The 21,785-nt window shown below is 70.1% G+C and carries 20 protein-coding genes and 2 tRNA genes; 13 read left to right on the plus strand and 9 right to left on the minus strand.

Annotated features, from left to right (window positions below; all coding sequences use genetic code 11):
* Nucleotides 1–28: 28 nt before the first annotated feature.
* The gene (gene pepN, locus LNW73_RS21575) at nucleotides 29–2,605 is read right to left on the minus strand and encodes an aminopeptidase N (RefSeq protein ID WP_250991018.1); all 2,577 of its coding nucleotides are present in this window, start codon (nucleotides 2,603–2,605) and stop codon (nucleotides 29–31) included.
* A gap of 151 nt (nucleotides 2,606–2,756) precedes the next feature.
* Here pepN and LNW73_RS21580 point away from each other — a divergent pair, with 151 nt between their 5' ends.
* Nucleotides 2,757–3,395, plus strand: coding sequence for a mycothiol-dependent nitroreductase Rv2466c family protein (locus tag LNW73_RS21580; protein WP_250991019.1), 639 nt, complete (start codon nucleotides 2,757–2,759; stop codon nucleotides 3,393–3,395).
* Complete coding sequence (locus LNW73_RS21585) at nucleotides 3,395–3,787, plus strand: VOC family protein (RefSeq protein ID WP_138357652.1); 393 nt, start codon at nucleotides 3,395–3,397, stop codon at nucleotides 3,785–3,787. The genes LNW73_RS21580 and LNW73_RS21585 overlap by 1 nt, the downstream gene beginning before the upstream one ends.
* A gap of 87 nt (nucleotides 3,788–3,874) precedes the next feature.
* Here the strand turns inward: LNW73_RS21585 and LNW73_RS21590 are convergent, their stop codons facing one another.
* Together LNW73_RS21590 and LNW73_RS21595 are read right to left on the minus strand one after the other, a co-directional pair.
* Nucleotides 3,875–4,516, minus strand: coding sequence for a superoxide dismutase (locus LNW73_RS21590; protein ID WP_250991020.1), 642 nt, complete (start codon nucleotides 4,514–4,516; stop codon nucleotides 3,875–3,877).
* 84 nt (nucleotides 4,517–4,600) lie between these two features.
* The gene (locus LNW73_RS21595) at nucleotides 4,601–5,989 is read right to left on the minus strand and encodes an amino acid permease (RefSeq protein WP_250992995.1); all 1,389 of its coding nucleotides are present in this window, start codon (nucleotides 5,987–5,989) and stop codon (nucleotides 4,601–4,603) included.
* Between the two features lie 349 nt (nucleotides 5,990–6,338).
* Between LNW73_RS21595 and LNW73_RS21600 the strand changes: the two genes are divergently transcribed.
* Nucleotides 6,339–6,941 (plus strand): biotin transporter BioY, encoded by a 603-nt coding sequence (locus LNW73_RS21600; RefSeq protein WP_250975917.1) that lies wholly within the window; start codon nucleotides 6,339–6,341, stop codon nucleotides 6,939–6,941.
* Nucleotides 6,942–6,999: 58 nt separating this feature from the next.
* Here the strand turns inward: LNW73_RS21600 and LNW73_RS21605 are convergent, their stop codons facing one another.
* Nucleotides 7,000–8,445 carry an amino acid permease gene (locus LNW73_RS21605; protein WP_250991021.1) on the minus strand — a complete coding sequence of 482 codons (1,446 nt, stop codon included), beginning with the start codon at nucleotides 8,443–8,445 and terminating at the stop codon, nucleotides 7,000–7,002.
* A 148-nt stretch (nucleotides 8,446–8,593) separates the two neighbouring features.
* Here LNW73_RS21605 and LNW73_RS21610 point away from each other — a divergent pair, with 148 nt between their 5' ends.
* Nucleotides 8,594–9,079, plus strand: coding sequence for a ribose-5-phosphate isomerase (locus LNW73_RS21610; RefSeq protein WP_250991022.1), 486 nt, complete (start codon nucleotides 8,594–8,596; stop codon nucleotides 9,077–9,079).
* 7 nt (nucleotides 9,080–9,086) lie between these two features.
* Complete coding sequence (locus tag LNW73_RS21615; RefSeq protein WP_250992996.1) at nucleotides 9,087–9,911, plus strand: Fpg/Nei family DNA glycosylase; 825 nt, start codon at nucleotides 9,087–9,089, stop codon at nucleotides 9,909–9,911.
* Nucleotides 9,912–10,055: 144 nt separating this feature from the next.
* Here the strand turns inward: LNW73_RS21615 and LNW73_RS21620 are convergent, their stop codons facing one another.
* Complete coding sequence (locus tag LNW73_RS21620; protein WP_250991023.1) at nucleotides 10,056–11,288, minus strand: GNAT family N-acetyltransferase; 1,233 nt, start codon at nucleotides 11,286–11,288, stop codon at nucleotides 10,056–10,058.
* Between the two features lie 112 nt (nucleotides 11,289–11,400).
* On the opposite strand from LNW73_RS21620, the gene LNW73_RS21625 reads away from it, so the two are divergent.
* Together LNW73_RS21625 and LNW73_RS21630 are read left to right on the plus strand one after the other, a co-directional pair.
* Nucleotides 11,401–12,543 carry a SpoIIE family protein phosphatase gene (locus LNW73_RS21625; protein ID WP_250975913.1) on the plus strand — a complete coding sequence of 381 codons (1,143 nt, stop codon included), beginning with the start codon at nucleotides 11,401–11,403 and terminating at the stop codon, nucleotides 12,541–12,543.
* A 229-nt stretch (nucleotides 12,544–12,772) separates the two neighbouring features.
* Nucleotides 12,773–12,967: a hypothetical protein gene (locus tag LNW73_RS21630; protein ID WP_138357641.1), complete on the plus strand. Its 195-nt coding sequence runs from the start codon at nucleotides 12,773–12,775 to the stop codon at nucleotides 12,965–12,967.
* Here the strand turns inward: LNW73_RS21630 and LNW73_RS21635 are convergent.
* Complete coding sequence (locus LNW73_RS21635; protein ID WP_250991024.1) at nucleotides 12,932–13,945, minus strand: asparaginase; 1,014 nt, start codon at nucleotides 13,943–13,945, stop codon at nucleotides 12,932–12,934. The two genes, LNW73_RS21630 and LNW73_RS21635, sit on opposite strands and share 36 nt — an antisense overlap.
* 130 nt (nucleotides 13,946–14,075) lie before the next feature.
* Between LNW73_RS21635 and LNW73_RS21640 the strand changes: the two genes are divergently transcribed.
* Nucleotides 14,076–14,528: an Lrp/AsnC family transcriptional regulator gene (locus LNW73_RS21640; protein WP_138357640.1), complete on the plus strand. Its 453-nt coding sequence runs from the start codon at nucleotides 14,076–14,078 to the stop codon at nucleotides 14,526–14,528.
* A gap of 66 nt (nucleotides 14,529–14,594) precedes the next feature.
* Here the strand turns inward: LNW73_RS21640 and LNW73_RS21645 are convergent, their stop codons facing one another.
* From LNW73_RS21645 to LNW73_RS21655, 3 genes are all read right to left on the minus strand, one after another.
* On the minus strand, nucleotides 14,595–16,223 hold the full coding sequence (locus LNW73_RS21645) for a hypothetical protein (RefSeq protein WP_250991025.1): 1,629 nt from the start codon (nucleotides 16,221–16,223) through the stop codon (nucleotides 14,595–14,597).
* 60 nt (nucleotides 16,224–16,283) lie between these two features.
* Complete coding sequence (locus LNW73_RS21650; RefSeq protein ID WP_250991026.1) at nucleotides 16,284–16,655, minus strand: ArsC/Spx/MgsR family protein; 372 nt, start codon at nucleotides 16,653–16,655, stop codon at nucleotides 16,284–16,286.
* Between the two features lie 90 nt (nucleotides 16,656–16,745).
* A tRNA-Gly gene (locus LNW73_RS21655) sits at nucleotides 16,746–16,816 on the minus strand.
* Nucleotides 16,817–16,975: 159 nt separating this feature from the next.
* On the opposite strand from LNW73_RS21655, the gene LNW73_RS21660 reads away from it, so the two are divergent.
* The 5 genes from LNW73_RS21660 (at nucleotide 16,976) to clpX (ending at nucleotide 21,725) form a co-directional block, all read left to right on the plus strand.
* A tRNA-Pro gene (locus tag LNW73_RS21660) sits at nucleotides 16,976–17,052 on the plus strand.
* A 193-nt stretch (nucleotides 17,053–17,245) separates the two neighbouring features.
* The gene (gene tig / locus LNW73_RS21665; protein ID WP_250991027.1) at nucleotides 17,246–18,655 is read left to right on the plus strand and encodes a trigger factor; all 1,410 of its coding nucleotides are present in this window, start codon (nucleotides 17,246–17,248) and stop codon (nucleotides 18,653–18,655) included.
* Between the two features lie 262 nt (nucleotides 18,656–18,917).
* On the plus strand, nucleotides 18,918–19,523 hold the full coding sequence (locus tag LNW73_RS21670; RefSeq protein ID WP_250992997.1) for an ATP-dependent Clp protease proteolytic subunit: 606 nt from the start codon (nucleotides 18,918–18,920) through the stop codon (nucleotides 19,521–19,523).
* Nucleotides 19,524–19,629: 106 nt separating this feature from the next.
* Nucleotides 19,630–20,268 carry an ATP-dependent Clp protease proteolytic subunit gene (locus tag LNW73_RS21675; protein WP_250980164.1) on the plus strand — a complete coding sequence of 213 codons (639 nt, stop codon included), beginning with the start codon at nucleotides 19,630–19,632 and terminating at the stop codon, nucleotides 20,266–20,268.
* A 173-nt stretch (nucleotides 20,269–20,441) separates the two neighbouring features.
* Nucleotides 20,442–21,725 (plus strand): ATP-dependent Clp protease ATP-binding subunit ClpX, encoded by a 1,284-nt coding sequence (clpX, locus tag LNW73_RS21680; RefSeq protein ID WP_138357760.1) that lies wholly within the window; start codon nucleotides 20,442–20,444, stop codon nucleotides 21,723–21,725.
* Nucleotides 21,726–21,785 lie beyond the last annotated feature (60 nt).

The raw sequence follows: 21,785 nt of genomic DNA on the forward strand, positions 1-21,785 counted from the left end.
AGGTACGCCGGGACGTGGGGGCCAGGCCCTAGCCGTCGGTCGCCTGGGCGCGCAGCGCGCGGGACAGGTCGTCGCTGGCCTCCAGGACGAGCCGGCGCAGGGCGGGCGCCGCGTCCGCGTGCGCGTCGAGCCAGCCGCCGGCCGCGTCGACGGTCTCCTGGGCGATCCGGTACCGCGGGAAGAGGCCCCGCACGATCGCCATGCCGATCTCGATCGAACGCTGCGACCAGATCCGCTCGATCACGGCGAAGTACCGGTCGGCGTAGGGCGCCAGCAGCTCCTCCTGGCCCGGCTGGTCGAACCCGGCGATGCTCGCCTCGACCAGCGCGTTCGACAGGGAGTCGGACTCCACGACCGACGCCCACACCTGCGCCTTGACCGCGGCCGACGGCCGGGCGGCGAGGCAGCGCACCTGGTGCCGTCGCCCGGAGGCGGTGTCGTCGCGCGCCAGTTCGGCCGCGATCACGGCCTCGTCGACCTCGCCCGCGGCGGCCAGCGGCTCCAGGAACGACCAGCGCAGCTCCTGGTCGATCTCCAGCCCGTCGATCTTGGCACTGCCTTCGAGCAGCCCGCTCAGCAGCTGGAGATCGGCCGCCGACGCCGCCACCGAGGCGAAGAAGCGCGCCCAGGCGAGCTGGTGACCGCTGCCCGGCTCGGCCTGCCGCAGCTCGGTCAGCGCCCCGTCCGCCAGCGCCCTGGCGCCCTCGGCGCGCCACTCCGGCGACGCGTACTGGTGCAGCGCGGTCTGCGCCTGCTGGTGCAGCGACTGCAGCACCCCGATGTCGGACTCCTGCCCGGCGAACCGCAGCACGAGCCCGAGGTAGTCACGGGCCGGCATCAGCGCGTCCCGGGTCATGTTCCACACCGCCGACCAGGCCAGCGCCCGCGCCATGGGGTCGGACAGATCGCCCAGGTGCTTGCGCAGGGTGTCGAGGGAGTCCGGGTCGAAGCGGATCTTGCAGTACGTCAGGTCCTCGTCGTTGACCAGGATCAGATCGGGCCGCTCGGCGCCGGCCAGCTCCGTCACGATGGTGCGGGACCCCGTCACATCGGTCTCGGCGCGGGCGTAGCGCTCCAGCGCGCCGCCCGCGGCCCGCCGGTACAGGCCGACGGCGACGCGGTGCGGCCGCAGTTCGGGGTGCGACGCGGCGGCGGTCTGCAGCACGGACAGCCGGGTGATCCGGTCCTCGGCGTCGTACACGGCCTCCGGCGTCAGCGAGTTCACCCCCGCGGTCTGCAGCCAGGCGCGGGACCACTGCGCCATGTCGCGTCCCGAGGTCTCCTCCAGCACCGCCAGCAGGTCCGCCAGCGTGGTGTTCCCGTACGCGTGCCGCTTGAAGTACCGCCTGGCCGCCTCCAGGAAGGCGTCCGCACCGACATAGGCGACGAGCTGCTTCAGCACGGACGCGCCCTTGGCGTACGTGATGCCGTCGAAGTTGAGCTTGGCGTCCTGCAGGTCGTGGATGTCCGCGGTGACGGGGTGCGTCGAGGGCAGCTGGTCGGCCCGGTACGCCCACGCCTTGCGGCGGTTGGCGAAGGTGATCCAGCCGTCGGTGAAGCGGGTCGCCTCCACCTGCGAGTACGCGCCCATGAAGTCCGCGAACGACTCCTTGAGCCACAGGTCGTCCCACCACTGCATGGTGACCAGGTCGCCGAACCACATGTGCGCCATCTCGTGCAGGATGACGTTGGCCCGGCCCTCGTACGCCGCCTGCGTCACCTTGCCGCGGAACACGAACTCCTCGCGGAACGTGACACAGCCCGGGTTCTCCATCGCGCCGATGTTGTACTCGGGCACGAACGCCTGGTCGTACTTCCCGAAGGGGTACGGGTAGTCGAAGGTGTCGTGGAAGAAGTCCAGGCCCTGCTTGGTGACGGTGAAGATGTCGTCCGCGTCGAAGTGCGGCGCGAGCGAGGCCCGGCACAGCGCGCCGAGCGGGATGTCCAGCACCGTGCCGTCGTCGAAGGTGCGCGAGTAGTGGTCGCGCACCACGTGGTACGGCCCGGCGACGACGGCCGTGATGTACGTCGAGATCGGCTTGGTGGGCGCGAAGTCCCAGGTCGCCGAAGAGGGGTCGGCGTCCCGCGCCGGGCCGGCCTGAGCCTCGTTGCTCAGGACGGTCCAGTGCGCGGGCGCGGTCACCGAGAAGGTGAAGGGCGCCTTGAGATCCGGCTGCTCGAAGTTGGCGAAGACCCGGCGGGCGTCGGCCGGCTCGTACTGCGTGTACAGATACGTCTCGCCGTCCTCCGGGTCGGCGAACCGGTGCAGCCCCTCGCCGGTGCGGCTGTAGGCGCACCGCGCGTCCACGGTGAGGACGTTCTCGGCGGCGAGGCCGTCGAGGGCGACCCGCGTCCCGTCGAACACGGCCGCCGGGTCCAGCTCCCGTCCGTTCAGCACCACGGACTCGACCGACGGTGCCAGCAGATCCACGAAGGTGGCCGCGCCCGGCTGCGCGGACCGGAAGCGGATCGTGGTCACCGAGCGGAACGTGTCCTCGTCGGGCCGGGTGGCCGACCGCAGGTCGAGCGCGACCTCGTATCCGTCGACCGAAAGGATCCGCGCGCGTTCGCGGGCCTCGTCGCGGGACAGGTTCTCACCGGGCACTGATGACTCCTTTGTCAGCATCGTCGATCGATTCGAATACTGCCACGCCGCACCAATGGGCGACAGGCGGGAATGCCGCCCCCGATCCCGAGGTTTCCGAGGTACGAGCAGTCCCGTGCCGTGTTGGTTTTGTTCCTGAGGAGAAGAAGAAGTGACCACAGCCGAGAAGACCCCCGTCGACTTCTGGTTCGACCCGCTGTGCCCCTGGGCGTGGATGACCTCGCGCTGGATGCTGGAGGTCGAGAAGGTCCGGCCGGTCGAGGTCCGCTGGCATGTGATGAGCCTGGCCGTCCTCAACGAGTCCAAGCTCGACGAGCTGCCCGAGCGGTACCGCGAGCTGCTCGGCCCGAAGGGCTGGCGGCCGGTGCGGGTGGTCGTCGCGGCCCAGCAGAAGTTCGGTGACGAGGTCGTCGGGAAGCTCTACACCGCGCTCGGCACCCGCTTCCACAACCGCGGCGAGGGCGCGACCCTGGAGGCGATCGCGGGGGCGCTGGAGGACGCCGGCCTCCCTGCGGATCTGATCGACTTCGCTGACAAGGACACCTACGACGCCGAGGTGCGCGCCTCCCACCAGGAGGGCATCGACAAGGTCGGCCAGGACGTCGGCACCCCGGTCATCGCCGTTCCCGGCGCCGACGGCGAGCAGGTCGCCTTCTTCGGCCCGGTCGTCACCCCCGCCCCCAAGGGCGAGGCCGCGGCCCGCCTCTGGGACGGCACGCTGCTGGTGGCCTCCACCCCCGGCTTCTACGAGATCAAGCGCACCCGGACCGCCGGGCCGATCTTCGACTGATGCCGCACCTCGGACTGGTGACCCTCGTCGTCCGCGACTACGACGAGGCCATCGCCTTCTACACCGGCGCCCTCGGCTTCGAGCTGCGCGAGGACACCGCGCGCGACGACGGCAGCCGCTGGGTGATCGTGGATCCTCGCGGGTCGCGGGGGCAGGGGACGGGACTCCTGCTGGCGCGTGCCTCGACGCCCGAGCAGGAGGCGCGGATCGGCGGCCAGACCGGCGGCCGGGTCGGGCTGTTCCTGAACACCGACGACTTCGACCGCGACTACAAGCACATGGTCGCGGCCGGCGTCGTCTTCGAGGAGGAGCCCCGGCACGAGGCCTACGGTTCCGTCGTCGTCTTCCAGGATCTGTACGGCAACCGCTGGGACCTCATCGAACCCCGCTGACGCGGGTCGGCGGGCGAGGGTTCGGCAGAACAGGGTGAAGGCCCCCGCGCGACACCACCGCGCGGGGGCCTTCGGCCTTCGGGCGCCCTACGGCGCCAGCAGCAGCCCGCTCGTCCGCTCCTTGGCGGCGGCGAAGCGCGCCTGGACGTCCTGCCAGTTCACGACGCGCCACATGGCCTCGACGAAGTCGACCTTCTGGTTGCGGTACTGAAGATAGAACGCGTGCTCCCAGGCGTCGAAGACGAGCAGCGGAACGCTGCCCTGGCCGACGTTCCCCTGGTGGTCGTAGATCTGCTCGACGATCAGCCGCTCGCTGAGCGGCTCGTACGCCAGCACGCCCCAGCCGGAGCCCTGCGTGGTGGCCGCGGCCTTGGAGAGCTGGGCCTTGAAGCGGTCGAAGCCGCCGAAGTTCTCCGCGAGGGCGTCCGCGAGCTGCCCCGTGCCGTCCTGGTCCAGCGGCTCGCCACCGCCGTCACCGGACATGTTCGACCAGTAGATGCTGTGCAGGATGTGGCCGGAGAGATGGAAGGCGAGGCTCTTCTCCAGCCCGTTGATGCCGCCCCACTGCTCCTTGTCACGGGCCTCGGCGAGCTGGTCGAGGGTGTCGTTCGCGCCCTTCACGTACGCCGCGTGGTGCTTGTCGTGGTGCAGCTCGATGATCTCGCCGCTGATCACGGGCTCCAGCGAGGCGTAGTCGTAGGGCAGTTCAGGAAGCGTGTACGTGGGCATGCGCGAGTTCCTCCGGCCGCTAGGTTATTGCAAGTCGTATGCAAGTGCACGCTAGCAGCAGGAGTGTGTCGGGCCCGGGTGCCCCTACCGGCCCGGTCGGCCCGGGGTCCGGCGGCGGTCCCGCCACTCCCGCCACTCCCGTCCGAGGGCCACCGCGAGCACCACGCCCGTCGCCCCCGCCGACCACAGCACCTGCGGACGCGCCGCGTCGTCGGTCAGCATCAGCACCAGGACCGCGGCCATCCCCGCCAGTGCCGCCCAGCTCAGCCAGGGGAAGCACCACATCCGCAGGCTGAGCGCCCCCGGCGCCTCGCGCTCCAGCCGCCGCCGCAACCGCAGCTGCGAGGCGGCGATCAGGCTCCACACCACGAGCAGCACCGCGCCCACCGCGTTGAGCAGGTACTGGAAGACCGAATCCGGCCACTTCAGATTGAGCAGCACCGACCCGAAGCCGAACGCGACGGACGCCAGCACCGCCGGCCGCGGCACCCCGCCGCGCGAGACCTTCGTCAGCGCGGCCGGCGCCTCGCCCCGCTCGGCGAGCGAGAAGATCATCCGCGACGAGCCGTACAGATTGGCGTTGAGCGCCGACAGCAGTGCGACGAACACCACGATGTTCATGATCTGGGCCGCCCCGGAAACGCCGATCCGGTCCAGCACCGCGACGTACGGGCTCTCGCCGGGCACGACGGAGTCCCACGGCAGCAGCGTCACGATGACGAGCATCGAGCCCACGTAGAAGAGCAGGATCCGCCACACCGCACTGCGGACCGCGCGCGCCACCGCGCGCGCCGGATCGTCCGACTCGGCCGCCGCGATGGTCACGACCTCCAGGCCGCCGAACGCGAAGACGACCGCGAGCACACCCGAGACCACCCCGTCCCAGCCGTTGGGCAGGAAGCCGCCGTGGCCGGTGAGGTCGGCCAGGCCCACCGGGTCGGTGTCGGGCAGCAGCCCGAGGACCGCCAGCAGGCCCAGCACCAGGAAGAGCACGATCGCGCCGACCTTGAGGGCCGCGAACCAGAACTCGAACTCGCCGAAGTTGCCCACGGCGGCGAGGTTCGCGGCGGTGAACACCACCATGAACAGCAGCACCCACGCCCAGGTCGGCACCGACGGCAGCCAGCCGTTCGCGATCTTCGCCGCGCCGGTCGCCTCCACCGCCAGCACCACGACCAGCAGCAGCCAGTACAGCCAGCCCACCGTGAAACCGGCCCAGCGGCCGAAGGCCCGTTCCGCGTGCACCGAGAAGGACCCGGAGGCGGGCATCGCGGCCGACATCTCGCCGAGCATCCGCATCACCAGCATCGCGAGCAGACCCGCGATCAGATACGAGACGACGATCCCCGGCCCGGCGACCGCGATCCCGGCGCCCGAGCCGACGAACAGCCCCGCACCGATCACCCCGCCCAGGCCGAGCATGGTCAGATGGCGCTGCTTCAGCCCGGCCGACAACGGCTCGGCGGGGGAGATACCTCGTGCACGGTGCTCGAACTCTCACAGGATCGGGGGAGGGGGGACGGTGGAGGAAACGGTGGGCTTTGGTGGGACCCCACAGTGTCCCCGTGCCCGGGCACGCTCCGCAAAACCCGTCCGCGTCGGGCGGGGTGTCTCGCGCCGACCGTGACGAGCATCACGTGACCTGCTGAAACAAGAGAAACGCAAGCGCGGCGGGGAAAGCCGGCCGGTGCAGGGAACTCTCCAAGACGCCGAGCGCGGCTTTGTCGGCTGCCGACGGTGATCTTGGGTTGTCCGCTGCGTTAGCGTCGCGGCGTCACCTGTACGGATCCGGCCCGGCCGACCTCTCACCCACGGAGTACCGATGAGCACCGCTGTTGTCCCTGACACCCGGACCGGGACGGTCCTCGCCGATCTGCTCCCCGCTTCCTCCGCCGCCCGGGCCCGGGTGCGCGACGTGGCGCTGGTGCTCGGCGGCGCCGCGCTCACCGGCCTGGCCGCGCAGCTCTCGGTGCCGGTCCCCGGCTCCCCGGTCCCGGTCACCGGCCAGACCTTCGCCGCGCTGCTCGTCGGCACCGCGCTCGGCGCCCGCCGCGGCTTCGCGGCCCTGGCGCTGTACGCCGTGGCGGGTGTCGCGGGCATGCCGTGGTTCGCGGAAGGCTCGTCGGGCTCCGCCATGCCGAGCTTCGGCTACATCCTCGGGATGCTGCTCGCCTCGGCCGCCGTCGGCGCGCTCGCCCGCCGCGGTGCGGACCGCACCGTGCTGCGGACGGCCGGTGCCATGGTGCTCGGCAGCGTGATCATCTACGCGGTCGGAGTGCCGTACCTGGCGCTGGCCGCCCATCTCTCCTTCGGCAAGGCCGTTTCGCTCGGCCTGACGCCGTACCTGCTCGGTGACGCCCTCAAGGCCGCGCTCGCGATGGGCGTGCTGCCCGCCGTCTGGCAGCTGGTGGGCCGCCGCGGCTGACCCGCCGGACAGCACGGCGGCCCGGCCCCTGGGGGACCGGGCCGCCGTCGTTCCACGGCTACGAGCCGACGACAGCGTCCTTGCGACCGCTCTTCATCCGCTCACGGACCAGCGAGATCGCGATGACCACGGCCGCCACCAGCAGCGACAGCAGCACCTGCGGGCGGCCGTCCTTGTCGGTGAGCATGTAGACGAGCACGAACGAGATCATGCCGATGGTCGCCCACGTCAGGTACGGGAAGAGCCACATCCGCACGATGAGCTTCTCCGGTTCCTCCCGCTCGATGATCCGGCGCATCTTCAGCTGCGAGAAGCAGATGACCAGCCAGACGAACAGCGCGACCGCGCCGGACGAGTTGAGCAGGAACTTGAAGACCGTGTCCGGCCACTCGTAGTTGAAGAAGACCGCGACGAAGCCGAACAGGACCGAGCCCAGGATCGCGTTCCGCGGCACCCCGCCCTTGCTGGTGCGCGCGAACCGCGCCGGCGCGTCGCCGCGCTGCCCGAGCGAGAAGGCCATCCGGGACGCGGTGTACAGGCCGGAGTTGAGGCAGGACAGCACGGCCGTCAGCACGATGACGTTCATGATCTCGCCGGCGTGCGCGATGCCTATCGAGTCCAGGGCCGCGACGTACGAGCCCTTCTTGGTGATCGCCGGGTCGTCCCACTTCAGCAGGGACACCACGATGAGGATCGAGCCCAGGTAGAAGACGCCGACGCGCCAGATGACGCTGTTGGTCGCCTTGGTGATCGCCTTGCGCGGGTTCTGGGACTCGCCCGCCGCGAGGGTGACGATCTCGCTGCCCATGAACGAGAACACCACCATCAGCACACCGGTGAGGATCGCGCCGGGCCCGTTCGGCAGGAAGCCGCCGTGTCCGGTGAGGTTCGCCATACCGACCGCTTCGTGGTCGGAGCCCGGCAGGATGCCGAAGGCGGCGAGCCCGCCGAGGACGATGAACGCGGCGATGGCGACGACCTTGATCCCGGCGAACCAGAACTCGAACTCGCCGTACGAGCCGACGGAGACCAGGTTGGTCGCGGTCAGCACCGCCATCACGATCAGCGCCCAGGCCCACTGCGGGACCGAGGACACCCAGCCGTGCAGGATCGTCGCGCCGGCCGTCGCCTCGACCGCCAGCACCACGACCCAGAAGAACCAGTAGAGCCAGCCGATGGAGAACCCGGCCCAGCGGCCGAGCGCCCGGTCCGCGTAGGCGGAGAACGAGCCGGACGTGGGGTTGGCCACCGCCATCTCGCCCAGCATCCGCATGACGAACACGACCATCGTGCCGACGAGGGCGTACGAGAGCAGGATGCCCGGGCCTGCTGCCGCGATACCGGAGCCGGAGCCGACGAACAGGCCGGCGCCGATGACACCGCCGATCGCGATCATCGACAGATGACGGTTCTTGAGTCCGGCCTGGAGACCGGACGACTGCTGTGGAGTCTTGTCTTCCTGTTGGGGGGCGTCGGTCACGACTGAGGGGGGAAGTGAGCTCATGGGGTCGCATCCAATACCCGGAACGACCACTTACGGAACAGCGGAGGACAGCTGAGGCCAATTCGTTGCTTTAACCTCAAATAACCCTCAAGCGCGCCCGGCGCCCCCCTGACCTCTGCCCGCCTCCGGACATGCCACACTCGTCCGTATGCGCGTGTATCTCGGCTCCGACCATGCCGGCTTCGAACTCAAGAACCACCTCGTCGAGTGGCTCAAGGCCAACAACCACGAGGTGACGGACTGCGGTCCGCACATCTATGACGCCCAGGACGACTACCCGCCGTTCTGCCTGCGGGCCGCGGTGGGCACCGCCGCCGACCCCGGCAGCCTCGGCATCGTCATCGGTGGCTCCGGCAACGGCGAGCAGATCGCCGCGAACAAGGTCAAGGGCGTCCGCGCCGCACTCGCCTGGAGCGAGCAGACCGCGGCCCTCGGCCGTGAGCACAACGACGCCAACGTGATCAGCATCGGCGGCCGGATGCACACCGAGGACGAGGCGATCAAGTTCGTCGAGATCTTCCTCGCCACCCCGTACTCCGGCGAGGACCGGCACACCCGCCGCATCGACATGCTCACCGCGTACGAGAACACCGGTGAGCTCCCCCCGATCCCGGCCCACCACCCGCAGGGCTGACCGCACCATGCCCGAAGGGCACACGATCCACCGGCTGGCCGCCGACCACCTCGAGAGGTTCGGCGGCCGTCCTGTGCGGGCGAGCAGCCCCCAGGGCAAGTTCTCCGACAGCGCCGCACTGCTGGACGGCGCGGTCCTCGACCGCGTCGACGCCCACGGCAAACACCTGTTCCTCGGCTTCGACGGGACGGGCTGGGTCCACATCCACCTGGGCCTGTTCGGCAAACTCGGCTTCGGCGACGGCAAGGCCCCGCCGCCCACCGACACCGTCCGGCTGCGGCTCGCCAACCCGGACTCGTACGCCGACCTGCGCGGCCCCACCACCTGCGCGCTGATCACCGACGGCGAGAAGCACGCGATACACGCCCGCCTCGGCCCGGACCCGCTGCGCCCGGCGGACGACCCGGCCAAGGCATGGCACCGCATCGCGCGCAGCCGCAGCACCATCGCGGCACTCCTGATGGACCAGAAGATCATCGCGGGAGTGGGAAACGTCTACCGGGCCGAAGTCCTCTTCCGCCACGGCATCGACCCCTACCTCCCCGGCCGCGACATCACCCGCGCCCAGTGGGACGCGATGTGGACCGACCTGGCCGCCCTCATGCGCGAGGGCGTCCGCAACAACCGCATCGACACCGTCCGCCCGGAACACGAGCCCGAAGCCATGGGCCGCCCGCCCCGCCAGGACGACCACGGCGGCGAGGTCTACGTCTACCGCCGCACCGGGCAGCCCTGCCTGATCTGCGGGGGAGAGATCCGCACGGCGGGCCTGGCAGCGAGAAACCTGTTCTGGTGCCCGCGCTGCCAAGAGCCTTCGGCGACCGAAGCGTAAAAGCGGTGGAGCACCCTGGGTCTTGACGCAAGGGGGCCGGGACCGCAGGGAGGGGGGTCCGAAATGCTGCCGAGCTATTTGTGGGCCGCCAGGCCCTAAATAGTCGATTTCGGACCCCCCTCCCGGAGGGCCCGGCGCCCGACCTCAGAACCCGTGCGGCAACCACGGCTTGACGTCGGAAGCGAATGCCGCCGACGCTTCGGCCAGTGCGCCCGGACGCAGTTCCTTGATCCGCCCCGCCGCCGCGAGGGCGCTGAGCGAGAAGCCGCCCAGATACGCCGCCCCCAACTCCCGCGCCGAGAGCGCCAGGTCCGCGGAATCACCCGTGCGGGCACACGTGGCCCCCTTCGCGTCGCCCGCCAGCCGCCAGCGGCCGGCGTTCCACGGACAGAACGCGTCCTCGACGTCGAGGACCACGTCGACCGGAGCCGCGTACGTCCGTGCCTCCAGGGCAGCGGCGACGTCCACCGTACGGACGAACAGCCCGTCGCGGAGCCCGATGCCGGACCGGCGGACGTCGGAGACCAGATGGAGCACCGGGTCGTCGGCCGGCCGGTTGCGGATCCGTACCGAGGACGTCAGGTCGAGGCCGAACAGGAAGTTCCACAGCGCCGCGTACGCCACCGGGTCGAGCGCCTCGACGTCGCGCAGCAGCACCGTGCCGTCGGGACCGGTCGCGGGGCTCCAGATCGGCCGCACCGCGTACCGCGCGTACCCGCGCACCTCACCGTCCACCTCGGCGAGCACGCACAGCAGCTCGCCCGCGCCGTCCCGGTTCCCCTTCGGGTCGAGCAACGGCAGCCGGTCCCAGCCCGGTTGCCGGGCGAGCATCCCCGGCCGGACGGCGACCCGCTGCGCGTAGACCGCCTCGCACGCCTCCCGTGCCGCGGTGGGCGCCACGATCCGCAGCCGGACCCGGTCGGTCCCGGCGGGCAGGTTCAGCCGGACGCGATTGGTGTCGATCTCCAGCCGCATCTGGTCCGTGGCCTGCCCGTAGCCGAAGCGGCCGTAGATCGCCGGCTCCGAGGCGGTGAGCACCGCCAACGGCTCGCCCGCCGCCCGCACATCGTCCAGCTGTCTGCGCATCATCGACGTCAGCACCCCGCGCCGGCGATGCGTCGGCTGCACACTGACCATCGTCACGCCCGCCGCCGGCACCAGCGCGCCGCCCGGCACCGACAGCCGGAACGAGAACGCTCCCGCGGTGCCGGCGATCTCGTCCCCGTCCCATGCCGCGAGCGACCGTTCGCAATCGGTCAGCTCCCGCCACAGCGCCCGTTCCTCCCGGGACTCGGCCGGGCCTCCGAAGGCGCGCTCCAACTTCCCGTACCAGTCGTCCCACTGCCCGGCGTCAAGCACCCGCAATTCGGTCGTCATACACCCTGCCTACCAGCCCTCTTACCGTGATGCGAGCGCATTTACCGCAGACGGCGACCCACCGTCCAGGGAATCGACGTGCCGCCGAAAGGGTGGGTAGGGTCGCCGGAACATGGGTAAGGACGCGGCAAGAGACAGTCTTGGCACCCGGTGGCGCCGGTCGCTGCACAGGGTCCGCCTCGGCCTGCGCAAGTCCGCCGTCGACTACTTCCGCGGGGACGCCTCGGACTGGCTGGCCCTGACCGTGCTGATGCTCACGGTCCCGGCGCTCGCCTACACCACCGTCTGCATCCCCGTCTGGTGCCCGCCCAGCGCCCTCGTCCTGCCGATCCTCACCGGCGGCCTGCTGCTGCGTCCGGCGAGCCTCCTGGTGCTCTACACGAGCGCCGCGGTCGCGCTGGTCGTCGAGGCCGCGGTCCTCGGCCCGTACCGCGACGGCCCGTCCCGGGTGACCCCGGGCATCGTCCTGGTGGTCTCCGCCGTCGCCCTCTCCGGACTGCTCATCGCCCAGTTCCGCAGCCGGGTCGGGGTGCCGTGGCGGGGTGGCCACACGATGCTGTTCGACCTGCGGGAACGGATCCGGGTGCAGAGCCGGCTGCCCAGGCTCCCGGCGGGGTGGCACGCCGAGATGGCGCTGCGCCCGGCCGGCGGTCAGTCCTTCTCCGGCGACTTCGTGGTCGCCACCCGCACGCTGGGCGGCCGGGTGCTCGAAGCGGTGCTGACCGACGTGTCCGGCAAGGGCATGGACGCCGCGTCCCGTTCACTGCTGCTGTCCGGCGCCTTCGGCGGCCTGCTCGGCTCGCTGCCGCCGCACGCCTTCCTCACCGCCGCCAACGGCTATCTGCTGCGCCAGAACTGGGACGAGGGTTTCGCGACCTCCATCCACCTGGTGCTCGATCTCGAGAGCGGCGACTACGAGTTGCTCTCAGCCGGCCATCTGCCCGGCGTGCAGCTCAGCGCGGGAACCGGCCGCTGGGAGGAGATGGCGGCGGAGGGCCCGTTGCTGGGGGTCTACGACGGCGCCGAATTCCACGGCGTCAAGGGCACGTTGCGGTCGGGCGACGTTCTGCTGCTGTTCACCGACGGTCTGGTGGAGGCCGCGGACCGGGACATCACCGAGGGCATCGACCGGCTGATCGGCGAGGCCGACCGGTTCGTCGCCACGGGATTCCGCGGCGCCGCCTGGCGGTTGATCGAGGCGGTCGCCAAGGACGTCAACGACGACCGTGCGCTGCTGGTCGTGTGCCGTGACTGACGGCGCGGCGCCCCCTCCGGCACCACCGTCACCACGCCCCCCAACACCGGTGTTCCGCACGCCAGTTCGCCACCCCTGTTCTTGAGGCCGCCTGTTTGTGGCCGGGTTGTCGTGGAACGATGTGGTTCCCGGGTCCATAGTGTCGCTGCTTGGTGGCACGATGGATGTGGCGCGGGGGCGCGGCGACTCCCCGGACCGTTGCGGCGTACCGAAGAGGAAGTGATCCGCTGTGGCCATCTCCCTGTCCGTAGTCCTGTTGTTGGGCGTCATTCTGGTGGTCATGATCAGGGGGAAGTCGATCAAGGTCGGCCCCGCGATAGTGGCCGCCCTGTTCGGCTTCTTCATCGCGTCGACCAATATGGCGCCCTCGGTGAACCGTTTCCTTACCTCACTTGCCGACACCATCAACCAGATAAAGCTCTGACGTCGAGTCCACGATCCGGCGCAGCGCGGCGGGGCGGTCCGCGCGGTCGGGCGTGGACAGCAGGGCGGACAGCACCGCGATGCGGGCCTGTCCCGCGCGCAGCGAGCCGGCCAGCACGGCGCCCGCCTCGACCAGGTCCACGGCTCCGCCGCCGGTGTAGATCGGCGCCACCGCGCCGGCCGCCACCCGGGTGCTGACCGCGACGAGGACACCGGCCGCCACCGCCCGGCCTACGGCGGCCGCGAAGTCCGGGGTCGCGTTGCCGGCTCCGGTGCCGACCAGCACGATGCCCTCGGCGCCGGCGGCCAGCGCGGCGTCGAACAGCACCGGATCGGCGTCGCTGTGGTGCATCACGATGTCCACCCGCGGCGGCCGTACGTCCGCGGCGGGCAGCGGCAGCGCCTCCGGCCGGGGGCGGTGCCGCCCCCAGGTGACCCGGCCGAACTGCACCCGGCCCAGCGGCAGCCCCGTCGGGTCGGCGAACGCCTGGACGTCGACGGTGTGCTTCTTCACCGTGCCGCGGGCCGCGTGCACCAGCCCGCCGAAGGCGATGACCGCGCCGATGTCCCGGCCGGTGGAGGCCGTCAGCAGCGCGTCGTAGAGATTGCCCGCCGCGTCGCCGTCGGCCGCGTCGAGCGGCTTCTGGGCCCCGGTGAGCACGACCGGCCTGCGGTCCGCGTGGTGCAGGTCCAGCAGGAAGGCGGACTCCTCCAGGGTGTCCGTGCCGTGCGTGACGACCACGCCGTCGACGGCCGGGTCGGCCAGCACCTCGTGCACCGTACGCAGCAGTTCCAGCTGGTGGGCGGTGGTCAGCCGGGAGCTGTTGACGGTGAACAGGTCCACGACCCGTACGTCGACGCCCTCGGGGATCGCCCCCGCGGCCAGCACCTCCAGGCCCGCGGCCTCCGCCGCGTAACCGGCTCCCTGCCACCTGCTGGCTATCGTGCCCCCGGTGCTGATGACGACGATGTGCGGCACTGTGACCCGCTTCCGCGTGTTGTCTGATAAGTCCGTCTGATAAGTCCACAGCAAGGATATGCGGATATTGACAACATTTGATTGCTGATTACGGCGCGAAATGCTCACGACAGTGCTAGAAAATGTCACCATGGACGCCATCGACAGACGAATCTTGCGCGAGCTGCAGGCCGACGGCCGGCTGACCAACCAGGAGCTGGCCCAGCGGGTCGGCCTCACCCCTTCCCCCTGCCTGCGCCGGGTGCGCCAGCTGGAGGACGACGGGGTGATCCGAAGCTACCGCGCCGTCGTCGAGCCGGCCGCCGTCGGCCGCGGCTTCGAGGTCTTCGCCTCCGTCGAGGTCCGCCGCGACCGCGACTCCGTCGCCGCCTTCGAGGCCCAGCTCCAGTCCACCCCGGACGTGGTCGAGGCCTACCGCCTCTACGGCGCCCCCGGCTGCCTGCTCCGCATCGCCGTCGCCGACAGCGAGGCCTACGAGCGCTTCTGGACCGAGAAGCTGATCTCCCTCCCGGGCGTCAGCGACGTCAACTCCCAAATGATTATGAAACGCATCAAAGCCCCCCAGGGCGTCCCGGTCGACTGACCGCGGCCCCCTGCCGGGTGGCAGGGGGCCGCGGTGATCTCGTACGGGTGGGCCGTCGGACCCGTCCTAGAACAGGTTGTGGCCGGTGGGCCAGCCGCTGCGGGCCACGGTGGCCGGGGCGCCCAGCGTCCCGTCCGCCGCCGGGACGAAGAGCTGCAGGCCCTGCGTCCGGGTGGTGGCGAGCAGGTCGTTGCGGCCGTCACCGTTCAGGTCGAACGGAGCGAGGAAGAGCGGGTGCTGCGCCGTCTTCCAGCCCGAAGCCGCGATGACGGTGGGGTCGCCGAGGCTCCCGGGATCCAGCTGGTCCGAGCTCCAGTCGCGCAGGATCGGGTACTGGGAGAGGGTGCCGGCCACGCCGTCGCGCACCCACACCTTCGGCAGGTCGCCGTCCACGAGCTGGTCGGAGATCGCGACGGTCTTGTCGGCCCAGCCGCTCTGCACCAGGGTGATCACCCTGCCCACCACCGCGTCGCGTCCCAGCGGGGCATAGACCAGGCGGTCGCCCTCCTTCGCCAGGAGGAAGCCGGAGAACTGCGGGTTCGGGCTCACGACCAGCTGCGTCGCCGCCGACCAGTCATGGGTGTCCACGCCCGACAGGGCCGGAACCGGGGTCCCGAATCCGCCCTTGCCGTTGCCCGGGTAGACGAACAGCTGCGAACCTCGGCGCACCAGGAGGTCGTTGCGCGGGTCGGTGTCCTGGTTGAGGCCGGACAGCGGCACGTTGTACCCGGCGCGGGCGATCAGCGTGCCCCGCCAGTCCCCGCCGTCCGAGAGCACGGGCGCGCCGAACGTGCCGTTAGCCCGGCCCGGGTGCAGGTAGAGCTTGCCGTCGGTCCCGACGCTGAACAGGTCGGGGTGGCCGTCACCGGAGTAGTCCCCGGGGGGCTCGACGAACGGGGTGGTGATCGAGTACTCCACGCGGGCGGTGTCCGACCGCTGGCCCGCCCGGTCCACGCTGAAGACCTTGACGTTGCTCGGCCCCGAGCTGTCCGGGGTGACGAACGTCGCGGTCGCCGTCCCGTCCGGGCCGACCGGCGCCCACTGCGGCCCGCAGCCGTGCGGACCGGTCGGGTGGCTCGTGTCCGGTTCGTCGGCGGCTCGTACGGAGAAGCAGAAGCCGTCCACCTCGCTTCCCGCGGGGACCGTGAACCTGAGGCTGCGCACGGTGCCGGCCGGCACACCCGGCCCGCTGTTCGGGTAGCCGTCGGTGAACGCGACCGTCGGGGTGGGGGGCCGGTCACGGTCCACCGAGAAGCCGCACGGGGCGGCCCACGCGGAGCTCGGGCCCGCGCTGTTCTCCAGACGCGCGGACCACGCGTACCCCTCCCCGGACGGGAGCAGCTCGTCCGGCACCGAGAACGTCGACGCCTGGCCGCCCGCGAGGCTGGTGAGCACCGCCTCCGCGACGGGGGCGTTCTCGTCGCCCTTCCAGACCTTGAAGTGGACCGACGGCCGCGGCTCGGCCGGGCTGGTGCCGTCCACCCGGGCGCTCAGCGCGACCCGGGTGTTGCCTATCCAGGGCAGCGGGGTCCCGCTGGCGCAGGCGTTCCCCGGATGCGTCTGCAGGTCGCTCAGCGCGTACGGATACGCGTCGGCCTGTGCGGTGCCGGTGGTCGCCATGCCCAGCGCGCACGTGACGGCCGCCACGGCGGCGCCCCAGCGGGCCAGGTTTCTGCGGTGTCGTGAGTGGAACACGTACCCCTCCCAAGTTCTACGTGTTGATCACCGGACGATAGCCCGGCCCACTGACAGCGCTTACACCGCGCCGCCGCGCCCCAGTGCGTCGCGTACCGCGTCCTCGGTGCGGGCCACCTGGGCCGTGCCGTCGTCGGAGGTGATGATCGGGCGCTGGATGAGGGAGGGGCGGGCGGCGAGGGCGTCGATCCAGCGGTCGCGGTCCTCGGGGGCGCGGCCCCACTCCTTCAGGCCCAGCCCGGCGGCGGCCGGCTCCTGGGTCCGTGCGATGTCCCACGGCTCCAGCCCCAGCCGCCCCAGCACCGCCCGCAGCTCGGCCGCGTCCGGCGGGTCCTCCAGATAGCGGCGGACGGTGTACTCCGCGCCCTCGGCGTCCAGGGTGCTCAGCGCGGAGCGGCACTTCGAACAGGCGGGATTGATCCAGATCTCCATGGCCGGCACCCTAGAACGCACCGGCACCCTGGAACGCGGCCGGCCCGTGACCGGGACGGAAGTCCTCGGGCACGGGCCGGAGCCGTACAGAGCGGGCGACGGGAATCGAACCCGCGTAGCTAGTTTGGAAGACTAGGGCTCTACCATTGAGCTACGCCCGCAGCGCCACAGATTCTGGCACACCGCATCGTAGCGGCTCGCACACCCCCGCCGCACACCGGTAAATCCGGGTGTGTGACCCGGCCGGGATTCAGTTGAAGTCGCGACGGAATATTGGCCGCCCGCGTGTACCAGGGCATGTACTCTACGTCTCGCACCAGCGGGGTGTGGCGCAGCTTGGTAGCGCGTCCGCTTTGGGAGCGGAAGGCCGTCGGTTCGAATCCGGCCACCCCGACCAGATGACTTTGCCGAGCGGGACGGGCGTGCCCGTCGTACCGGTACTATGCAATGGCGCCTGTATACGGGGCGACGTAGGGGCGCAGTCCCCGAGTAGTACGTCTCGTCGGCCGCCGGTTCCGCTCACATGGTGGGAACCGGGTGTTGGCGCGATTCTCTAAAGCCCCTGATGTCAGCCCCAAGGAGACCCAACCGTGAAGAGCGCCGTCGAGACTCTGAACCCGACCCGGGTTCGACTCACTGTCGAGGTGCCCTTCGAGGAGCTCAAGCCCAGCCTCGACGCGGCCTACAAGAAGATCAACCAGCAGGTCACGGTGCCGGGCTTCCGTAAGGGCAAGATCCCCGCGCGCGTCATCGACCAGCGGTTCGGTCGCGGCTCGGTCCTCGAAGAGGCCATCAACGACGCACTCCCGAAGTTCTACACGGAGGCTGTCAGCGAGGGTGAGCTGAACGTTCTCGGCCAGCCCGACGTCGACATCACCGAGTTCAACGACGGCCAGGACCTCAAGTTCACCGCCGAGGTCGACATCCGTCCGGCGATCGAGATCCCGGACTACTCCGGCATCGAGGTCACCGTCGACGCCCTTGAGGTGTCGGACGAGGACATCGACAAGTCGCTGGAGCAGCTCCGCGAGCGCTTCGCCTCGACCTCCCCGGTCGAGCGCGCCGCCGCCGAGGGCGATGTCGTGGTCCTGGACCTCGAAGCGTCCGTGGACGGCGAGGTCCTCGAGGACGGCGTCGCCAAGGGCATCAGCTACACCATCGGCTCCGGCCAGCTGCTCGAGGGCATCGACGAGGCCGTCATCGGCCTCGAGGCCGGCGGCACCGCCACCTTCGACTCCGAGCTCAAGGGCGGCTCCGCCGCCGGCAAGACCTCGTCGGTCAAGGTGGACGTGACGTCCGTCCAGGCCCGTGAGCTGCCCGAACTGGACGACGACTTCGCCCAGCTGGCGAGCGAGTTCGACACCCTCGAGGAGCTGCGCGCGGACAGCGTCAAGCGCCTCGAGAACATGAAGCGTTACGACCAGGCCACCCAGGCCCAGGAGAAGGTGCTCGACGCCCTCCTGGAGCTGGTCGAGGTCCCGATGCCGGAGAAGCTGCTGGCGGACGAGATCCAGACCCGCAAGCACAACCTGGAGCACCACCAGTTCCCGGCCATGGGCCTGGACTGGGACGGCTACCTGGAGCGCGAGGGCAAGACCGCCGAGGAGCACGACGCGGAGCTCGGCGCGCAGGCCACCAAGGGCATCAAGACCCAGTTCATCCTGGATGAGCTGGTCTCCAAGGAGCAGCTGTCGGTCAACCAGGAGGAGCTCACCGAGCACCTCATGCGCCGCGCCGCCTCCTCGGGCATGAGCCCGGACCAGTTCGCCCAGGCCGTCGTCGAAGGCGGCCAGGTGCCGATGCTCGTCGGCGAGGTCGCCCGCGGCAAGGCGCTCGCGGTGGTCGTCGAGGCCGCCAAGGTCACCGACACCAACGGTGAGACGGTCGACCTGGACGACGAGGTCGAGGACGAGGGTGCTGTGACGGTGGAGGCCGGCTCCGACGAGGAGACCGCCACCGATGTCGAGGACGCCGCCGAGGCGACCTCCGACAAGGCCTGACCTGTTCGCACGACGGGCCCGGACGCGAAGCCGCGTTCGGGCCCGTTTTGCTTACCCGGGCGCCGAGCCTGCGCTCACAGCGAACAGTTTCGCGTAGGGGATTGCTGGGCCCCACCTGCGCGTTAGGGTCCAAGTAGGGATGCTGGGGGACCGACCCCCGAAGCCGCCCGAGAACACCCGAAGACGCGAAGACGCGAAGACGAAGACGCTGAGACGGCCCCGGGCCGTCCGACAACGAGCAGGTGGATACGTGACGACTCCGATGCCTTCCGCCGCCGGCGAGCCGACCATCGGTGGACTCGGCGACCAGGTCTACAACCGACTGCTCAACGAGCGGATCATCTTCCTCGGCCAGGCGGTCGACGACGATATCGCCAACAAGATCACCGCGCAGCTGCTCCTTCTCGCCGCTGACCCGGACAAGGACATCTACCTCTACATCAACTCGCCCGGCGGCTCCGTGACGGCCGGCATGGCGATCTACGACACGATGCAGTTCATCAAGAACGACGTCGTGACGATCGCCATGGGCCTCGCCGCCTCGATGGGTCAGTTCCTGCTCACCGCGGGCACGCCCGGCAAGCGCTTCGCGCTGCCGAACACCCGGATCCTGATGCACCAGCCCTCCGCCGGTCTGGGTGGCTCCGCCACCGACATCAAGATCCAGGCCGAGCAGCTGCTGCACACCAAGCGGCGGATGGCCGAGCTCATCGCGCAGCACAGCGGCCAGAGCGTCGAGCAGATCACCAAGGACTCCGACCGTGACCGCTGGTTCTCGGCCGAGGAGGCCACCGCGTACGGCCTGCTGGACGGGGTCATGCTCACCGCCTCCGGCGTTCCGGGTGGTGGCGGCACCGGGGCTGCCTGAGCACCTCAGGCCCCCTCCGCCGAACCCGCCCAGCCCACTGCTCATCACCAGGACGGTGAAAGTGAACTCCCTGAATTTCCCCGGTAGCGGCCTCTACGAGCGCACGATGGCCGAGGCGCCAGGTGTGCTCGGCGCCGAGGCCCGCTACATCATTCCGCGCTTCGTCGAGCGCACCTCGCAGGGCGTGCGCGAGTACGACCCGTACGCGAAGCTCTTCGAGGAGCGCGTGATCTTCCTCGGCGTGCAGATCGACGACGCCTCGGCCAACGACGTCATGGCGCAGCTGCTGTGCCTGGAGTCGATGGACCCGGACCGCGACATCTCCGTCTACATCAACTCGCCCGGTGGCTCGTTCACGGCCCTCACGGCCATCTACGACACCATGCAGTTCGTGAAGCCGGACATCCAGACGGTCTGCATGGGCCAGGCGGCCTCCGCCGCGGCCGTGCTGCTCGCGGCCGGCAGCCCCGGCAAGCGGATGGCGCTGCCGAACGCCCGGATCCTGATCCACCAGCCGTACAGCGAGACCGGCCGGGGTCAGGTCTCCGACCTGGAGATCGCCGCCAACGAGATCATCCGGATGCGCGCGCAGCTGGAGGAGATGCTCGCCAAGCACTCCACCACGCCGATCGATCAGATCCGCGAGGACATCGAGCGCGACAAGATCCTGACCGCCGAGGAAGCCCTCGCGTACGGTCTGGTCGACCAGATCGTCTCCACCCGTAAGACCTCCGCGTCGGTCTGACGGGCAGGTCGCGGTACCCCTGCGGGGCACCTTAGTGCGGAAGCGTTACCGCCCTCCTTGGACTGAGTAGGTCCAAGGGGGGCCCGCACGGGGGGCGCGGCAAGGTACCGTCGATGAGAGAAGCACCAGGTTCCGTTGGACTAGGCGGATCCCAGGCGAAGGGGAAACACCTCGTGGCACGCATCGGTGACGGCGGCGACCTGCTCAAGTGCTCGTTCTGCGGCAAGAGCCAGAAGCAGGTGAAGAAGCTCATCGCAGGGCCTGGTGTGTACATCTGCGATGAGTGCATCGATCTCTGCAACGAGATCATCGAGGAGGAGCTGGCCGAGTCCTCCGAAGTGCGGTGGGAGGATCTGCCCAAGCCTCGGGAGATCTACGAGTTCCTGGAGAGCTACGTCGTCGGCCAGGAGCCGGCGAAGAAGGCCCTCTCGGTCGCGGTCTACAACCATTACAAGCGGGTGCAGGCCGGTGAGAACAACGGCCGGGGCCACGACGACGCCATCGAGCTCGCCAAGTCCAACATCCTGCTCCTCGGCCCCACCGGCTCCGGCAAGACGCTGCTCGCGCAGACCCTCGCCCGGATGCTGAACGTGCCGTTCGCCATCGCCGACGCCACCGCACTCACCGAGGCGGGCTATGTCGGCGAGGACGTCGAGAACATCCTGCTCAAGCTGATCCAGGCGGCCGACTACGACGTCAAGAAGGCCGAGACCGGGATCATCTACATCGACGAGATCGACAAGGTCGCTCGCAAGAGTGAAAATCCTTCGATCACGCGGGATGTGTCCGGTGAGGGCGTTCAGCAGGCGCTGCTGAAGATCCTGGAAGGCACGACGGCCTCGGTGCCGCCGCAGGGCGGGCGCAAGCACCCGCACCAGGAGTTCATCCAGATCGACACCACGAACGTGCTGTTCATCGTGGGCGGTGCCTTCGCGGGCCTGGAGAAGATCATCGAATCGCGGGCCGGCGCCAAGGGCATCGGCTTCGGCGCGACGATCCGCTCCAAGCGCGAGATCCAGGCCGCGAACCAGTTCCAGGAGATCATGCCGGAGGACCTGGTGAAGTTCGGGATGATTCCCGAGTTCATCGGCCGGCTTCCGGTCATCACCTCCGTCCACAACCTGGACCGCGAGGCGCTGCTGCAGATCCTCGTGGAGCCGAAGAACGCACTGGTGAAGCAGTACCAGAAGCTCTTCGAACTCGACGGTGTGGAGCTGGAGTTCGAGCACAGCGCGCTGGAAGCCATCGCCGACCAGGCGATCCTCCGCCAGACCGGCGCGCGCGGGCTGCGCGCCATCATGGAGGAGGTGCTGATGTCCGTGATGTACGAGGTGCCGTCCCGCAAGGACGTCGCCCGCGTCGTCATCACCGACGAGGTCGTGCACTCCAACGTCAACCCGACCCTGGTGCCGCGCGAGCCGCGCATCATCGGCAAGGGCGAGCAGAAGAGCGCCTAGCGCTCGGCGGACAGACACCGAAGGGGGCGCCCGGCAATTGCCGGGCGCCCCCTTCGCGTT

This window comes from Streptomyces sp. RKAG337, from assembly GCF_023701715.1.
Classification (GTDB): domain Bacteria; phylum Actinomycetota; class Actinomycetes; order Streptomycetales; family Streptomycetaceae; genus Actinacidiphila.

What these genes read in the sequence shown, in the direction of transcription:
- LNW73_RS21640 (WP_138357640.1), top strand. Translation starts at nt 14,076, where the DNA reads ATGGACGCCATCGACAGACGAATCTTGCGCGAGCTGCAGGCCGACGGC.
- LNW73_RS21605 (WP_250991021.1), bottom strand. Translation starts at nt 8,445, where the DNA reads ATGAGCTCACTTCCCCCCTCAGTCGTGACCGACGCCCCCCAACAGGAA.
- LNW73_RS21675 (WP_250980164.1), top strand. Translation starts at nt 19,630, where the DNA reads ATGGCCGAGGCGCCAGGTGTGCTCGGCGCCGAGGCCCGCTACATCATT.
- LNW73_RS21620 (WP_250991023.1), bottom strand. Translation starts at nt 11,288, where the DNA reads ATGACGACCGAATTGCGGGTGCTTGACGCCGGGCAGTGGGACGACTGG.
- LNW73_RS21670 (WP_250992997.1), top strand. Translation starts at nt 18,918, where the DNA reads ATGCCTTCCGCCGCCGGCGAGCCGACCATCGGTGGACTCGGCGACCAG.
- LNW73_RS21585 (WP_138357652.1), top strand. Translation starts at nt 3,395, where the DNA reads ATGCCGCACCTCGGACTGGTGACCCTCGTCGTCCGCGACTACGACGAG.
- LNW73_RS21600 (WP_250975917.1), top strand. Translation starts at nt 6,339, where the DNA reads ATGAGCACCGCTGTTGTCCCTGACACCCGGACCGGGACGGTCCTCGCC.
- LNW73_RS21590 (WP_250991020.1), bottom strand. Translation starts at nt 4,516, where the DNA reads ATGCCCACGTACACGCTTCCTGAACTGCCCTACGACTACGCCTCGCTG.
- LNW73_RS21625 (WP_250975913.1), top strand. Translation starts at nt 11,401, where the DNA reads ATGGGTAAGGACGCGGCAAGAGACAGTCTTGGCACCCGGTGGCGCCGG.
- LNW73_RS21610 (WP_250991022.1), top strand. Translation starts at nt 8,594, where the DNA reads ATGCGCGTGTATCTCGGCTCCGACCATGCCGGCTTCGAACTCAAGAAC.
- LNW73_RS21615 (WP_250992996.1), top strand. Translation starts at nt 9,087, where the DNA reads ATGCCCGAAGGGCACACGATCCACCGGCTGGCCGCCGACCACCTCGAG.
- LNW73_RS21650 (WP_250991026.1), bottom strand. Translation starts at nt 16,655, where the DNA reads ATGGAGATCTGGATCAATCCCGCCTGTTCGAAGTGCCGCTCCGCGCTG.